Here is a 14,913-nt window from a genome sequence, read left to right on the forward strand (position 1 = left end):
CCTGTCGCCGCCCCCGCGAGATATGCCACCGGATGGCGGATTACAACATTGACAGGGATTTTATAGGCGAGGTGTTGTGCGTCGGTGCTAACGAAAACGGCGGCTGATGGGCCGCCGTTTTCGATTTAGAGATGCCCGCCCGAGAGCCGCTTGCGGTGCAGCTCCTCGGCATTCGGAAGCGCATCCTTCGGCAGGCCGAAGACCTGACCCGGACGGATGCGGTCCGGATTGAGGATCTTGTCCTCGTTGGCGATGTAGATCGTCGTATAGCGCACACCAAGGCCATAAGTACGCCGGGAGATCTGCCAGAGCGTATCCCCACGGCGGATGATGACAGCGTTGTTGTTTGCCGTCAGCGGCGCCTGCTCGATCGTCTTCGGCTGGCCGCCGGCCGATACCTCGTTTGAGGGCATCGGCGCGACATCGGCGCCGGGAGCCGTCAGTTCGGCAATGATCGCGCCGAGCTTGTCGAGCGCCGCGCCGACCGATTTGGCATCCTTCGGCAGGCTCTGCAGCATCGTCAGCGCGTTCGCCGCGACCCGAGAGGCCGAAGCCGATGCCTGCTTGAAGGCGTCGGTTGCATCGATGCCCGGACGGAAGTCGACGAGCGCGCGCAGCGCGAACTCGGTGGCGGAGCGGGCTGCTGCGAGCTGCTCCGCACCCGGTACCTTGCCGTCGGCGAAGAGGCCCTTCAGCAGGCCGAAGGCTTTCGTCGCATCGCCCTCGAGCTTGCCGAGCTGGCCCTCGTCGAGCGGCACCATCGCCTGATTGGCGTTACTGCCGGACTGCGCGGCAACCGTTACCTGATTGCCTTCCGGACGGTTGAAATTGACGGTCGCACGGACGAGGACCTTGCCCGAGCCATCGACGACATCGACACGGATCTTGTGATCGCCGACCGAGAGATTCATTGCGCCGCTGATAACGAAGTGACCGTCCGGCTCCGCCGTATCCTGGCCGATCAACGCATCGTCGGCGTAACCGACGACCTTAGCATTGCTTCGCGCCGTGCCGGCCACGAAGATCTTGTTGCCCTCGATCTCGACTGCATTGATCATCACGTCGGCGGCAGCCGCGTTGCCCTGCTGGGTGCCGGGAATGATCGCATTGTTCGATATTACGGGCGTGTTCGCCGTCTGCATCGCGACCTGGTCATTCGGAGCGCCATTGGGGGCAGGCTGCGTATTGTCGGCCGGCTGGTTGCCGGCGGCTGCCACGGCTGCGTCATTGGCAGTCGGCGTCTGGGCGTCGGCGACCTCGGCCTTCGGCGCGGTAATGATACGGCTGGCCGTGCCGGGCTTGGAAACCATGGCGAGCAACTCGCTGCCGCTCCCGTCCTTCGGCACGGAAACGGTCGCAACTTCTTCAGATAGCGTGGTCTTGCCATCCTTCCCGGTTACCTTCAGCACGAGCTGGTGATCGCCGGCTGGAAGCGGGTTGTCGAGAACGGCTGCGAAATCGCCGGTGCCATCGACATCGGTCGTCACGACCACTTTGTCGCCGTCGAGCACTTCCAGCTTGCCATTCGGCTCGGCCGAACCGGCAATGACGGTCGAACCGTCTGGCTCGACGCGAAGCACGTCGAATGCCGGGATCTTCGGGCCGCCGTTGGACGCGGTATCGGCGGCAGTCTGGCCATTGGCTGCGGCCGGCTGGCCGGCTGGCTCCGACGCACCGGTCAGCGCGGCTTCGGCGCGTGCGAGGGCGGCCAAAGCATCGACGGCATTTTCAGGAAGAGTCTGGACGATATCACGGGCCTTGCCCGCACCGTCCTTGGCCTTGGAGACGAGGCCGGCAGTGGTCGTGTCGAGACCTTCAGGGGCAGCGAAATCGACGATCGCGGTCAACGTGTTCACGGCTGCGGTCTTTGCGCCCGCAAGCGCATCGGCGGCGGGCACCTTGCCATCGGCAAACAGCGCCTTCAGGCCGGAGAGGGACCGGACGGCATCGGCAGTGAGGCTTCCGATCTTCTGGGCGGCCTCTGCGGCATCCGCGACAGCGGAACGGGAAGTCTTGGATGTTTCGTTAACCGTATTGTTGACCTCGGTGCCAGCCTGGTTGATGGCGTCACCAACCTTCGCCACATCAGAACCGAGCCGGGGCATGACGAAAAACACCATCAGTATGATTGCGATTACGAGCACTGCTAGGGCCAGCAAGCCGGCACGGTTTTTCATCATTGCGTCTCCAAAGGCGGCAAATTGCCGTAGTATTCAGAAATTGCTAGCGATTCCCGTTGCTTTGCACAAGCATTCAAAGCAAATACTCAAGCTCCGGACGTCGCTTTTCAGTCAATTTTCTTGACTGCATTGAAATGGAATAGTTGTTTTTCCCTTATGACCGAACAATCTGTACCGATTCGATCCATTTGCGTTTACTGCGGCTCTCGGCCGGGACGCGATCCTTCCCATATGGCTGCCGGCCGCGCGCTCGGAAAAGAGATTGCGGAATATGGCCTTCGCCTGATCTACGGCGGCGGCACAAAGGGCATCATGGGCGCTGTGGCCAGCGGGACCTTATCCAACGGCGGCCAGGTGACGGGCATCATTCCCGAGTTCCTGATCGATATGGAAGCGACTCGCCATTCGCTCGGCCAGCTCAACGAGCTTATTGTAACCCCTGACATGCATGCGCGCAAACACATGATGTTCGAGCGTTCGGACGCTTTTGTGGCCCTGCCGGGCGGTATCGGCACGCTGGAAGAGATCGTCGAGATCATGACGTGGGCGCAGCTCGGCCGTCACGAAAAGCCGATGGTCTTTGCCAACATCAACGGCTTCTGGGATCCGATGATGGAGCTCTTGCGCCACATGACGGGTGAGGGTTTCCTGCACACCGCTCATCGTGTCCAGCCGCTCGTCATCGACGAGATCTCCGGCATCATCCCCGCCATCATGGCGCAGGCGGCAGAGCTTGCCGCCGACCGTAGCGGCGAGGATGAGGTCATTTCGAAGATGTAGGCTTCATGCGATTCCAGCAAAGTGTGCGGCGGTTTGCGTCTGGAATTGCGTAGGAAAAACGCCGGGTCTAACGTCCGCGCGTCGTCCTCAACATCGACCAGCTGTAGAAGAACAGGCCTGCCCAGATCAGCGGGAATGCGATCATACGTGCCGTACCCATCTCTTCGTGAAACACGAAAACGGCGATGAGGAAGATCATCGTCGGCGCGATGTACTGCATGATGCCGATGGTCGAGAGCCGGAGCAGCTTGGCGCCATTAGCGTAGATCATCAGCGGTACGGCGGTGATCAGTCCGCAGCCAAGCAGCATAGCGGTATCGCTAAAGCCCGTGCGGTAGAAATGTCCTTCGCCGCTGACGAATTCCAGATAGAGGATGTAGAGCAGGGCCGGCAGGCTGAGGATCAGTACTTCCAGGAAGAAGCCCTGGTTCGGCCCGAGCGGCAACGTCTTGCGAAACAGGGCATAGAAGCCCCAGCTGAACGCCAGCGTCAGCGCCACCCAGGGAATGCCGCCGCTGTCGAAGGCGAGCACGATGACCGCAAGGCCAGCAAGGCAGATCGCCGCAATCTGCAACGGCTGCAGTTTTTCCTTCAGGAGCACGGCGCCGAGAAAGATGCTGAAGAGCGGATTGATGAAATAGCCCATGGCCGCATCGAGCGAATGGCCGGCGCCGATCGCCCAGACATAGGTGCCCCAGTTCACGGTGATCAATGCCGCGGTCATCATTGCCATGGCGAGCATGCGCGGAGAGCGCAGCGCGACCTTGATATCCTGCGTGCGTCCGAGCACCAGAAGCACGATGCCGGCAAGTGGCAGTGACCATAGAATGCGATGGGCGATGACTTCGGCAGGCGAAATATGCGCGACCGCCTTCATGTAGATCGGCAAAAAGCCCCATAGAAGATAGGCCGTCAGCGCGAAGGCAAAGCCGCGCGGACTGTCTTCGTTCTTGATAAAGGAGGCGCTTGCATCGGCAGACATCGGGTGTTTCCATCTTTGTTCTGTTTCTGATCCGCATTAGCTTAAGCGGCGTGAATAGGCCAATTCATTTCATTGAATGGAACCGCACCTGCAGGGCCGCGAAGAGAGGCAAGCATGGACGAAACCGAACTGGCGGTCTGCCGGCAAGCCTATGCCGCCCAGATGCTGGCAAAGATGGGTGTCGCTGATGACGAGCGGCTGCGGCAGGCCTTTGCGACGGTGCCGCGGGAGGATTTCCTGGACCCGCCGCCGTGGCGTATGCCAAACGGGTCCGGCTATCAGGACATGCCGTCCACCGACCCCGTCATCCTCTATCAGGATGTCCTGATTGCGCTGCAGGAGGAACGGCAGGTCAACAATGGCAGCCCTTCGCTGCATGCGCTCGGCCTCCACTGGCTTGCGCCGCAGCCGGGAGAAACGGCCTTCCATGTCGGTGCCGGCGGCGGTTATTACACCGCCATGCTGTCGTATCTGGTCGGAAGCGCCGGTCATGTCGTGGCGATCGAATATGACCGGGCGCTTGCCGCCCGCGCCACGGCTAACCTGGCTTCCTACGGCAATGTCGAGGTGATCTGCGGTAATGGTCTGGAATGGCCGCAATCGCCGGCGGATGCGGTCTACGTCAATTTCGCGGTCCATAGGCCCGCCGTAGCCTGGATCGACAATCTCGCCGTTGGCGGCAGGCTGATCTTTCCGCTCTGCGCACCCTCGCGTGACGGCAACGACAATCTGCGGCCACGCAGCGCCCGCGGCGGTTTCTTCCTGATCCAGCGCATGCCCCATCACTATCGCGCCCGCTATCTCAGCCCCACCTTCTTCGTCTGGGGTCATGCCGCGTCAGGCACGCTCGAGACTTACAAGGCGCTCGAAGACACCTTCCGGCACGGCGGCATGGACAAGGTCACGCGGCTGCGCTGGAAGACGCCAAGAGAAGAGGACGAATGGTACTCGGAGCAGGACTGGGGACTTCTCTGAACCTATTCGGCAGCGATCTTGCCGGCGAGCTGCCGGTTCTTCATCAGCTTGTAGATCACCGAATCCATCAGCGCTTGAAACGAGGCGTCAATGATGTTGTCGGAAACGCCGACAGTCCACCAGCGCACGCCGCTGGAATCGGTGGATTCGATCAGAACGCGGGTGATGGCCTCGGTACCGCCATTGAGGATACGCACCTTGAAGTCGGCAAGCACGAGATCGTCGATCTCGTGCTGATACTTGCCGAAGTCCTTGCGCAGCGCAAGATCGAGCGCATTGACCGGGCCTTCGGCTTCCGCCACCGACATCAGCGTCTGCCCGTCGATGCTGATCTTCACGACCGCTTCGGAGACGATCTTGATACGGCCGTGGGAATCGAAGCGCCGCTCGATCATCACCCGGAATCCGTCGAGTGTGAAGAAGTCCGGAATGGTGCCCATCGTGCGCCGCGCCAGGAGCTCGAAGCTCGCATCCGCACCCTCATAGGCATAGCCGGATGCCTCTCGCTCCTTCACGATCGAGATCAGGAGATCGAGCTTCGGATCATCCTTGGCAACGTCGATGCCGCGCCGTTTCAGCGCGTTGATGAAATTCGCCTTGCCGCCCTGATCCGAGACCATGACCTTGCGGAAATTGCCCACACTTTCCGGCGGCACGTGCTCGTAGGTGCGCGGATCCTTCAGCAGGGCCGAAGCATGGATGCCGGCCTTGGTGGCAAAGGCAGACGCACCGACATAGGGCATCTGATGATCCGGAGAGCGGTTGAGCAGCTCGTCGAAGGCATGTGACAGGCGGGTGAGGTTGGTCAGCCGCTCGGCGTCGATCGCAGTTTCGAAACGCGTATTATAGGCGCTCTTCAGCGCCAACGTCGGGATCAGGGTCACCAGATTGGCATTGCCGCAGCGTTCGCCGACGCCATTCAGCGTGCCCTGGATCTGGCGCACACCGGCCTCGACGGCGGCGAGCGAATTGGCAACCGCCTGGCCGGTATCGTTATGCGCATGGATGCCGAGATAGTCGCCCGGCACGCCGAAGGCAATCACGGCTTCGACGATGGCGCGGACCTCCGGCGGCTGCGTCCCGCCATTGGTGTCACAGAGCACCACCCAGCGCGCGCCATTCTCATAGGCCGTCCTGGCGCAGGCGAGCGCATATTCCGGATTTGCCTTGTAGCCGTCGAAGAAATGTTCGCAATCGACCAAAGCCTCCTTGCCGGCGGCAACGACGGCCTTGACGCTTTCGGCGATAGATTCGAGGTTTTCCTCGTTGGTACAGCCGAGTGCCACCTGCACATGATAGTCCCAACTCTTGGCGACGAAACAGACAGCGTCGCTGCGTGCTTGCAGCAGGCTTGCTATCCCAGGATCGTTGGAGACGGAAACACCGGGCCGCTTCGTCATGCCGAAGGCGACGAAGGTAGCCTGGCTGGTGCGCCTTTCCGCGAAGAAGGCGGTATCGGTCGGGTTTGCACCCGGATATCCGCCCTCGACATAGTCGATCCCGAACTCGTCCAGCATGCTTGCAATCGCAATCTTGTCCTCGACCGAAAAGTCGATGCCGGGCGTCTGTTGCCCGTCCCGGAGCGTCGTATCGAAGAGGTAGATTCTTTCGCGTGTCATGGATGTTTCCTGTCGCCGCTTGCGGCCTTTACTGTTTTCCTGCGAACCGGTCCGTCGCCCGGATAAGCTGGTCGAGAATCCCCGGTTCGGAGAAGGCATGGCCCGCGCCTTCGATCAGGTGGAAGTCGGCCTTCGGCCATGCCTTGTGCAGCAACCAGGCATATTTGGCCGGGCAGGGCATATCATAGCGCCCGTGGACGATGACGCCGGGAATATCTTTCAGCTTATAGGCATCGCGCAGCAGCTGGCCTTCTTCCATCCAGCCGGCATGAACGAAGAAGTGGTTCTCGATGCGGGCAAACGCATAGGCGAAATCGGCCTCCTCGAACTTGCCGCTGGTCGACTTCTCCGGCAGCAGCGTGATCGTTTCGCCCTCCCAGAGGCTCCAGGCCTGGGCGGCTTCCAGCGCAACTGCCCGATCCGGACCCGTGAGCCGGCGGTTGTAAGCGAGCATCATCTCGTGGCGTTCTTCCGTTGGAATGGGTGCCACGAAGCGCTCCCACTTGTCCGGAAACATCTCGGATACGCCGAACTGATAATACCAGTCGAGCTCGGCCCGTGTCAGCGTATAGATGCCGCGTACGATGAGTTCCGACACCCGCTCCGGATGCTTCTCGGCATAGGCAAGCGCCAGCGTCGAGCCCCAGGAGCCGCCGAAGACCTGCCATTTGTCGACGCCAACCATCTCCCGCAGCCGCTCGATATCGGCAACGAGATGCCAGGTGGTGTTGGCTTCAAGGCTTGCATGCGGGGTCGACTTGCCGCAGCCGCGCTGGTCGAACAGCAGGACGTCGTAGAGATCAGGATCGAACAGGCGGCGATGAACGGGCGAAATACCGCCGCCCGGACCGCCATGCAGGAAGACCGCCGGCTTTGCGCCTGAAGTGCCGCAGCGTTCCCAATAGAGCACATGGCCGTCGCCGACATCGAGATGGCCGGACGCATAGGGTTCGATCTCCGGGTAAAGCGTGCGAAGCGCTTCGGTCATATCTTCACGCCTTTCGCGGGCCAGACGGCGGTATCATGGTCGGGATGCTGGAAGGAGATGATCGCCTCCTGCCGGGCATAAAAGTCCGGATCTTTATGAATAGGCGCGTCGAAGATCGTCTCAACCCAGGGCAGGCGGGCATCGTAATTGACCTGGATTTGCGGGGCGAGATCGCTGCGGTCGTCGAATGTGCCGATCGCAAGCTCCAGTCCGCCCGGATGCCGATAGGTCATAGGCGTGCCGCAATCCCGGCAGAAGCCGCGCTCGATATTGATCGAGGACTGGAAATAGGCGGGCTCGCCGCGGCTCCACTCCATGCCTTCTTCCGGCGCCGTCACCAGCGCGGAAAAGAAACCGCCGAACTGCTTTTGGCACATGCGGCAATGGCAGATGGATGGGCGCCCGAGCTTGCCTGTGATACGGAAGCGCACGGCGCCGCACTGGCAGCCGCCTGTTCTCGTCGTCTCTGTCATGGATAAGCTCCTCAAGGCCAATGGGATGTATCGTGGTCGGGATGCTGACGGTTGCTCGCCGCAATCCTGTCCTCGCGATCGTTTGTTTCCGGTTCCTGCTCGACAGGCAAGCCGTCAAGTGTATGGAACCAGACCATTTTACTGTCGAGATTGGACTGCATGACCGGCGTTACCGCCTGCGGATCATCGAGCGAGCCGAGCATGATGTTGATGGAGTCGGCATCGGGACTATCGTAGAAAAGCGGCGTGCCGCAATCGCCGCAGAAGCCGCGCCGCACGAGACCGGAGGAGTGAAACCATTTCGGCTCTCCGCGCGTCAGCTCGAAATCGTCACGCATGGCCGCAGCAAGCGGCATGAAATAATTGCCGGCGGCTTTCTGGCACATGCGGCAGTGACAGATATGCGGATAGCCGAGTTCGCCGCGCGCCCGATAGCGAACTGCGCCGCACTGGCAACCACCAGTTTGCTCCACCGTTTCCATCAGGCGTGATCCTCCGGCGGCCAGACCGGCGTATCGTGGTCCGGATGCTGATAGGAGATGATCTCGCGGAGAAAGGAGCCTGCGGCGACATCCGCCTCGGTCCGTTCGCCCGGCAGTTCATGTAGATGATCGACGAATCCGATCTTGCCTTCCACGCCCCACTGAATGGTCGGTGGCAGCAGAGAAGGATCATCGAACGCGCCAGCCGCGACGGCCATACCGTCAGGCGCCTCATAGGTCAGCGGAGTGCCGCAATCGCCGCAGAAGCCGCGACTGACGAAATTGGAGGACCGGAAGGTCTTTCGCTGCCCTCGGGTCCATTCGAATTCCATACCGCGCACGGACACCAGCGGCGCGTAGTAGGCGCCGAACGCCTTTTGGCACATGCGGCAATGGCAGATTGAGGAACTCGGGAGCGTTCCCCGCACCCGGAACCGGATCGCTCCGCATTGGCATCCACCGGAATATGTCTCAGTCATGGCAGATCCTTTCCGATGGTGCTGATGATGTGGCTGCAAACATTATCGAGATCTCGGATGCGGCATGTTTAATCTCCCACCCTGGACACCCCCCTCTGCCCTGCCGGGCATCTCCTCCACAAGGGGGGAGATCGGCAAGCCGCGATAGCGTTGCCAAATCTCGACTGTGTGTAGAGCACTCCTCGCCAAGCGATATTGATGATCAGGGCGAGCGGGCGCCCCCAGCCAATCTCCCCCCTTGTGGAGGAGATGCCCGGCAGGGCAGAGGGGGGTATGTCCCGCCACCTGACTCATCCTACCGCTTTACCTCCCACGTCGTCACGCGTTCGCCCGTTGCCGGATCCTTGCCATCCTTGAGCTGGATACCCTCGGCAGCGAGCGTATCGCGGATCTTGTCGGCTTCAGCGAAATTCTTGGCCTTGAGCAACTCCAGCCGAGCCTTGACGCGCGCATCGATCTCGGCCGCCGCCGCCTCATCAATTTCCGTCTTCTTCGGCAACACGCCGAGCAGGGCCGCACTGGCCGCAAAGACTGCGTCGTTGCCGGATTGGGCAAGGGCATGCAGCGCTTGGACAGCGGCGACCGTATTGAGATCGTCGGCGAGCGCGTTCAGCACGGTCTCGTCCGGCTTGGCATCACCGGGTTCGGCCGCCGGCCACTTGGCGAGCAGACGTTCGGCTTCCTCCAGCCGCTTGACCGAAAAGTCGATCGGCTCACGGTAATGCGTCATCAGCATGGCAAGACGCAGCACTTCGCCCGGCCACCGACGGCCTGCGAAGGTCTCCGTGTGCAGCAATTCGTAAATGGTGACGAAATTGCCTTCGGACTTCGACATCTTGCGGCCTTCGACCTGCAGGAAGCCGTTATGCATCCAGACGTTCGCCATCACGTCAGTGCCATGGGCGCAACGCGACTGCGCGATCTCGTTCTCATGGTGCGGGAAGATCAGATCCAGCCCGCCGCCATGGATATCGAAGACGTCGCCGAGATAACGCCCGCTCATCGCCGAGCACTCGATATGCCAGCCCGGACGGCCACGGCCCCAAGGGCTTTCCCAGCCGGGCTCGTTCTCGTCGGACAGTTTCCAGAGCACGAAATCGCCAGGGTTCTTCTTGTGTGCATCGACGGCAACGCGCGCACCGGCCTGCTGTTCGTCGAGGTTGCGTTTCGAAAGCTGGCCGTAATCGGCCATCGACTTCGTGTCGAACAGCACTTCGCCGGATGCCTGATAGGCATGGCCACGCGCAATCAGCCGCTCGATGATTTCGATCATCTCAGCGATATTGTCGGTCGCACGCGGCTGCACCGTCGGCTCCAGAGAGCCAAGCGCCAGGGCATCGTCGAGAAACTGCTTCTCGGTCTTCTCCGTCACCGCCCGGATCGCCGCATTCAGCGGCAGGCCAGGATAGTCGCGCAGCGCCCGCGCATTGATCTTGTCATCGACATCGGTGATGTTGCGGGCATAGGTGACGTGACTTTCGCCATAGACGTGGCGCAGCAGGCGGAACAGCACGTCGAAGACGATGACCGGCCGCGCGTTGCCGATATGGGCGTAATCATAGACTGTCGGGCCGCACACATACATGCGGACGTTGTCGGCATCGATCGGCTTGAAGACCGATTTCTCCCGCGTCAGCGTGTTGTACAGCTTCAGTTCCGGCGTACCGCCCATTTCAATCTCCCGATATGCATAAGCACAAAATACTGCCACCGGCAGGCCGGGGCGTTTCGCATCTTGGACATTTGGGAGACGAAAACGGCCAGGCCAGCCTTGGGCTAGCGAATAATCTTCCGGCAAATAATGCAGGTAACCGTTTTCATGAGGCGTTTTATGGCGCGGGATCGGAGTTTGGTCAAGAGGGCGAGCAACGATCCCCGAGGCAACCTGAGTTATCTCGCCAATCGACTGCAGCGATGGACGCCAAGCGAAGGATGTGTGCTTGCCTTAAGATTCCTTGGTCATTTTCAAGACGTAACTCTCGCATAGCCAATTGCGAAGGCATTGAAGACAGGAGGAATGGGTGAGGGGAGTGGCACGATGGACAATCGGCGCGGCCGCAATTCTGGCGGTCGCGTCCGCCGCATATTTCGCCTACGATTTCGGTATGGTCCGTTTTAACAATCCGTCTCTAAGCCGCTATCCGATCCAGGGTATCGATGTCAGCCACCATCAAGGCGACATCGATTGGAAGATCGTCGCCTCGCAGCCGAACGTCCGCTTCGCGATCATGAAGGCGACTGAAGGCGGGGATCACCGGGATTCAAAGTTCGCCGAGAATTGGCAGCGGTCCGGAGATGCCGGGCTGGTAAGGGGCGCTTATCACTTCTTCACCTTTTGCCGCCCCGGCAAGGATCAGGCGCAGAATGTCCTCGCGACCGTGCCGAAGGAAGCGGGAACCCTGCCGATCGCCATCGACCTGGAGTTCTTCGGCAATTGCGACAAAATCCCGACGGTGGAGGAAATGGCTGCGGAAGTGAATGCATTTTTGACGGAGCTCAAAGGCACTTTTCCGGAAAAACCCATTTTTTACGTCACCGAGGAATTCTTCGATCAATATCTGAAAGGCAATGAGGCACGCTTTCCGGACCATTATCTGTGGCTGCGAAGCGTGTTCAAGGAGCCGACGCAGGAGGGGTGCAGTCGTTGGTCGATATGGCAATTCGCCGATAACGGCACCTTGGACGGCATTCAGGGACCGGTCGACCTCAACGCGTTGTGCGCGTCGGAGACGCGCTTGGCTCATCTGTTCTCGACGGTTGCAGCGAATTGAAGCGTTCCGCTATTCCGGCAGCCGATAATCCACCAGCTTGTGCTCGCGCACGATGAACAGCTTGCCGGTCTCGGTCACGCCGGGGCCAACCAACGGCAGGATCGCTTTCGCCACTTCGGAAGGATGCGGCAGGCTCATCGGATCTTCGCCGGGAACCGCCTGCGCGCGCATGGCAGTGCGCGTTGCGCCCGGATCGACACTGGTGATACGCAGCGGCGTCGTTTGCGTCTCGCCGGCCCAGGTGCGCGCCAGAGCCTCGACGGCGGCCTTCGATGCCGAATAGGCGCCCCAGAAGGGACGGCACTTGTGGGCAGCACCCGAGGACATGATGACGGCGCGGCCGGCATCCGAGTGGGTCAGCAGCGGATCGACCGAGCGGATCAGCCGCCAGGTGGCGTTGACGTTGATGTTCATCACCTTCTCGAAGACCTTCGCTTCGATATGGCCGATCGGCGAGATGACACCGAGCACGCCGGCATTGGCGACGAGAATGTCGAGCTTGCCCCAGCGCTCGAAGATCGAGCCGCCGAGACGGTCGATCGCTTCCATGTCGGCAAGATCGAAGGGAACGAGGGTTGCGGAACCGCCAACCGCCTTGATGGCATCGTCAAGCTCTTCCAGGCCGCCGACCGTGCGGGCGCAGGCAATCACATGCGCGCCGGCCTTGGCAAGTTCGAGGGCCGTGAAATAGCCGATGCCGCGCGATGCGCCGGTCACCAGCGCGATCCTGCCTTCAAGATTGATGTTCATCTGCCGCGGCTCCGGATATGCTTGAAAAGGTAAGGGGCGCAATAAGCGCCCCTGATCGGAAAGTCAAAGTCGAAGCGGCTCAGCCGTTGCTGGCAAGCATGGAAATCTTGTTGCCCATGGACTCGCCGTTCTTGTCGAGAAGGCGGGTCGGATAGTCGCCGGTGAAGTAGTGGTCGGTAAACTGCGGGCGGGCCGCGTTGCGATCCTCGCCGCCAACGGCGCGATAGAGGCCGTTGATCGACAGGAAGGCCAGGGAATCCGCACCGATATATTTCGCCATAGCTTCGACATCGGCATACTGGTTGGCGAGAAGCTTGTCGGCATCGGGAGTGTCGATACCGTAGAAATCCGGGAAAAAGATCATCGGGCTGGCAACGCGGATATGCACTTCCCTGGCGCCAGCCTCGCGGATCATCTGCACGATTTTCAGCGAAGTCGTGCCGCGCACGATGGAATCGTCGACCAGCACCACGCGCTTGCCTTCGATCATCGCCCGGTTGGCGGAATGTTTCAGCTTCACCCCGAACGCGCGGATCTGCTGGGTCGGTTCGATGAAGGTACGGCCGACATAGTGGTTGCGGATTATGCCATATTCGAAGGGAATGCCGCTTTCCTGCGCATAGCCGAGCGCAGCCGGCGTGCCGCCGTCAGGAACGGGCACGATGACATCGGCATCGACTGGCGATTCCTTGGCAAGATTCATCCCCATGTTCTTGCGCGTCGTATAGACGTTGCGGCCGCCGACGACTGAGTCCGGACGAGCGAAATAGACATATTCGAACAGGCAGAGGCGTTCGGGCTGCTGCTTGCTTGGCTTGCGCGCATCGATGCTGGTCGAACCGTCGGGCTGGATTTCGCAGATGACGACTTCGCCATTCTCCACGTCGCGGATGAACTTCGCGCCGATAATGTCAAGTGCGCAGGTTTCAGAACAGAAGATCGGCTTGCCGTCGAGTTCGCCCATGACCAGCGGGCGGATGCCGGTGGGGTCGCGCGCTGCGATCAGCTTGGTTCGCGTCATGGCGAGCATCGAATAGCCGCCTTCCATCTGCCGGATGGCGTCGATGAAGCGATCGGCCGTGGATGTATGGCGGGAGCGGGCGATGAGGTGGAGGACGACTTCGGTATCGGATGTCGACTGACAGATCGCGCCGGTTGCGATGATCTGGCGGCGCAGCGTCAGGCCGTTGGTGAAATTGCCGTTATGGGCAATGGCGATACCGCCTTCTTCCAGTTCGGCAAAGAGTGGCTGAACGTTGCGCATCGCCACTTCGCCTGTTGTGGAATAGCGCGTATGGCCGATCGAGATGGTGCCGGGCAGGCGGGCAAGCGTCATCGGATTGGTGTAGTGGTCGCCGACCAGGCCCATATGGCGTTCCTGATGGAAGCGCTTGCCGTCGAAGGAAACGATACCGGCTGCCTCCTGCCCGCGATGCTGCAGGGCGTGCAGGCCGAGCGCCGTGAGTGCTGCGGCATCAGGATGTCCCAGAATTCCGAAAACGCCGCATTCTTCATGCAGCGTATCTCCGTCCAGCGGATCGTCAATCGGGAAGGAATGGGACTGGTTCATTTCTGCGGGCCTTTGCTCTCACAAGAATGGATCGGCATTTCCAAGTGTATGATATCGGAAATCTTGCAGCTTTCCGATAGTTTCATGCTGAACGACGTCTGTTTCAAAGCCCGCCGGCTCTGAAACAGTTGAGGCCCGGCAAAGCGAAATGCCCGGCCGGACCTTTGTTCTTACGTCCCGCTCAAATGGCAACTGCCAGGCCGCGGGTCAAGCTAGTGAACACTGCGTCAATTCGATGGCTGCTGTGCGCCATTGTTAGGCGCGGGTGCTGCGTCTTCTGCCGGAGCCTGATCGTTGGCCGGCGCATTTTCATCCGTGGTCCGCGCGCCACCAAGCTTCTCGGTAATGCTCTTCTGGATCATTTGAGAAAATTCTTCCGGCAGGACTGCCTGCAGGCGAACGACGAGGGAATCCAGGAATGGCTTCGACTTGGCATTGTTGACCCAGGCCGGGCGATGATCTGCATCGACCAGCCAGTTCCAGAAGGCAACGGCGACGACGAGCAGAAGTATGCCTCGCGCCGCACCGAAGAGGAAACCCAAAGTGCGGTCGAGCGCGCCGATACGGCTGTCGATGATGAAATCGGCGATCTTCATCGTGATGAAGGAGATGACGATCAGCGCGATGAGGAAGACGACGGCAGCCGAACCGACGATAGCGATACGGTCGTCGTCGGTATATTTCTTCGCATAAGGCACGAGATAGGGGTAGAGGTAATAGGCGGCCGCCGCCGAGCCGCCCCAGCTCGCGATCGAGAGAATTTCGCGCGAAAAGCCGCGGACCATTGCCAATACGGCGGAGAAGAGCACGACGCCGATGACAATACCGTCGAAAATCGTAATGGGCATATAAATTCCACTCCAG

General features: G+C 60.6%; 14 protein-coding genes. 3 read left to right on the plus strand and 11 right to left on the minus strand.

From position 1 onward, the window contains the following. Positions 1-125 precede the first annotated feature (125 nt). Positions 126-2,180, minus strand: coding sequence for a LysM peptidoglycan-binding domain-containing protein (locus JNB85_RS30935; RefSeq protein ID WP_220334485.1), 2,055 nt, complete (start codon positions 2,178-2,180; stop codon positions 126-128). Positions 2,181-2,336: 156 nt separating this feature from the next. On the opposite strand from JNB85_RS30935, the gene JNB85_RS11480 reads away from it, so the two are divergent. Next, positions 2,337-2,960, plus strand: a complete 624-nt coding sequence (locus JNB85_RS11480) for an LOG family protein (protein WP_220334486.1) — start codon at positions 2,337-2,339, stop codon at positions 2,958-2,960. Between the two features lie 67 nt (positions 2,961-3,027). Here the strand turns inward: JNB85_RS11480 and rarD are convergent, their stop codons facing one another. Further along, positions 3,028-3,942 carry an EamA family transporter RarD gene (rarD, locus tag JNB85_RS11485; RefSeq protein ID WP_220334487.1) on the minus strand — a complete coding sequence of 305 codons (915 nt, stop codon included), beginning with the start codon at positions 3,940-3,942 and terminating at the stop codon, positions 3,028-3,030. A 114-nt stretch (positions 3,943-4,056) separates the two neighbouring features. On the opposite strand from rarD, the gene JNB85_RS11490 reads away from it, so the two are divergent. Continuing rightward, positions 4,057-4,917 carry a protein-L-isoaspartate O-methyltransferase family protein gene (locus tag JNB85_RS11490; RefSeq protein WP_220334488.1) on the plus strand — a complete coding sequence of 287 codons (861 nt, stop codon included), beginning with the start codon at positions 4,057-4,059 and terminating at the stop codon, positions 4,915-4,917. Positions 4,918-4,919: 2 nt separating this feature from the next. Here JNB85_RS11490 and cimA read toward each other — a convergent pair whose 3' ends face one another. The 6 genes from cimA to cysS form a co-directional block, all read right to left on the minus strand. Continuing rightward, the gene (cimA, locus tag JNB85_RS11495) at positions 4,920-6,536 is read right to left on the minus strand and encodes a citramalate synthase (RefSeq protein ID WP_220334489.1); all 1,617 of its coding nucleotides are present in this window, start codon (positions 6,534-6,536) and stop codon (positions 4,920-4,922) included. A gap of 28 nt (positions 6,537-6,564) precedes the next feature. Further along, on the minus strand, positions 6,565-7,524 hold the full coding sequence (gene pip / locus JNB85_RS11500) for a prolyl aminopeptidase (protein WP_220334490.1): 960 nt from the start codon (positions 7,522-7,524) through the stop codon (positions 6,565-6,567). Next, positions 7,521-7,997 carry a GFA family protein gene (locus tag JNB85_RS11505; protein ID WP_220334491.1) on the minus strand — a complete coding sequence of 159 codons (477 nt, stop codon included), beginning with the start codon at positions 7,995-7,997 and terminating at the stop codon, positions 7,521-7,523. Before JNB85_RS11505 ends, pip begins: the two co-directional genes overlap by 4 nt. 11 nt (positions 7,998-8,008) lie before the next feature. Beyond that, positions 8,009-8,479, minus strand: coding sequence for a GFA family protein (locus tag JNB85_RS11510; RefSeq protein WP_220334492.1), 471 nt, complete (start codon positions 8,477-8,479; stop codon positions 8,009-8,011). After that, positions 8,479-8,958, minus strand: coding sequence for a GFA family protein (locus JNB85_RS11515; RefSeq protein WP_220334493.1), 480 nt, complete (start codon positions 8,956-8,958; stop codon positions 8,479-8,481). Before JNB85_RS11515 ends, JNB85_RS11510 begins: the two co-directional genes overlap by 1 nt. Before the next feature lie 295 nt (positions 8,959-9,253). Further along, positions 9,254-10,630 (minus strand): cysteine--tRNA ligase, encoded by a 1,377-nt coding sequence (cysS, locus tag JNB85_RS11520; RefSeq protein ID WP_220334494.1) that lies wholly within the window; start codon positions 10,628-10,630, stop codon positions 9,254-9,256. Positions 10,631-10,979: 349 nt separating this feature from the next. Here cysS and JNB85_RS11525 point away from each other — a divergent pair, with 349 nt between their 5' ends. Next, on the plus strand, positions 10,980-11,729 hold the full coding sequence (locus JNB85_RS11525) for a glycoside hydrolase family 25 protein (protein ID WP_220334495.1): 750 nt from the start codon (positions 10,980-10,982) through the stop codon (positions 11,727-11,729). A gap of 9 nt (positions 11,730-11,738) precedes the next feature. Here JNB85_RS11525 and JNB85_RS11530 read toward each other — a convergent pair whose 3' ends face one another. The 3 genes from JNB85_RS11530 to JNB85_RS11540 form a co-directional block, all read right to left on the minus strand. Beyond that, positions 11,739-12,479: an SDR family NAD(P)-dependent oxidoreductase gene (locus JNB85_RS11530; RefSeq protein ID WP_220334496.1), complete on the minus strand. Its 741-nt coding sequence runs from the start codon at positions 12,477-12,479 to the stop codon at positions 11,739-11,741. A 79-nt stretch (positions 12,480-12,558) separates the two neighbouring features. Then, a complete protein-coding gene (gene purF, locus JNB85_RS11535) occupies positions 12,559-14,049 on the minus strand; it encodes an amidophosphoribosyltransferase (protein WP_220334497.1) in 1,491 nt (496 codons plus the stop codon). 227 nt (positions 14,050-14,276) lie between these two features. Then, positions 14,277-14,897 carry a CvpA family protein gene (locus tag JNB85_RS11540; protein ID WP_183744285.1) on the minus strand — a complete coding sequence of 207 codons (621 nt, stop codon included), beginning with the start codon at positions 14,895-14,897 and terminating at the stop codon, positions 14,277-14,279. Positions 14,898-14,913 lie beyond the last annotated feature (16 nt).

It is taken from the genome of Rhizobium mesosinicum, assembly GCF_019511345.1.
Taxonomy (GTDB): domain Bacteria; phylum Pseudomonadota; class Alphaproteobacteria; order Rhizobiales; family Rhizobiaceae; genus Rhizobium; species Rhizobium mesosinicum.

What these genes read in the sequence shown, in the direction of transcription:
- JNB85_RS11515 (WP_220334493.1), bottom strand. Translation starts at nt 8,958, where the DNA reads ATGACTGAGACATATTCCGGTGGATGCCAATGCGGAGCGATCCGGTTC.
- JNB85_RS11540 (WP_183744285.1), bottom strand. Translation starts at nt 14,897, where the DNA reads ATGCCCATTACGATTTTCGACGGTATTGTCATCGGCGTCGTGCTCTTC.
- JNB85_RS11505 (WP_220334491.1), bottom strand. Translation starts at nt 7,997, where the DNA reads ATGACAGAGACGACGAGAACAGGCGGCTGCCAGTGCGGCGCCGTGCGC.
- JNB85_RS30935 (WP_220334485.1), bottom strand. Translation starts at nt 2,180, where the DNA reads ATGATGAAAAACCGTGCCGGCTTGCTGGCCCTAGCAGTGCTCGTAATC.
- JNB85_RS11490 (WP_220334488.1), top strand. Translation starts at nt 4,057, where the DNA reads ATGGACGAAACCGAACTGGCGGTCTGCCGGCAAGCCTATGCCGCCCAG.
- JNB85_RS11530 (WP_220334496.1), bottom strand. Translation starts at nt 12,479, where the DNA reads ATGAACATCAATCTTGAAGGCAGGATCGCGCTGGTGACCGGCGCATCG.
- JNB85_RS11510 (WP_220334492.1), bottom strand. Translation starts at nt 8,479, where the DNA reads ATGGAAACGGTGGAGCAAACTGGTGGTTGCCAGTGCGGCGCAGTTCGC.
- JNB85_RS11480 (WP_220334486.1), top strand. Translation starts at nt 2,337, where the DNA reads ATGACCGAACAATCTGTACCGATTCGATCCATTTGCGTTTACTGCGGC.
- purF (WP_220334497.1), bottom strand. Translation starts at nt 14,049, where the DNA reads ATGAACCAGTCCCATTCCTTCCCGATTGACGATCCGCTGGACGGAGAT.
- pip (WP_220334490.1), bottom strand. Translation starts at nt 7,524, where the DNA reads ATGACCGAAGCGCTTCGCACGCTTTACCCGGAGATCGAACCCTATGCG.
- rarD (WP_220334487.1), bottom strand. Translation starts at nt 3,942, where the DNA reads ATGTCTGCCGATGCAAGCGCCTCCTTTATCAAGAACGAAGACAGTCCG.
- cysS (WP_220334494.1), bottom strand. Translation starts at nt 10,630, where the DNA reads ATGGGCGGTACGCCGGAACTGAAGCTGTACAACACGCTGACGCGGGAG.
- cimA (WP_220334489.1), bottom strand. Translation starts at nt 6,536, where the DNA reads ATGACACGCGAAAGAATCTACCTCTTCGATACGACGCTCCGGGACGGG.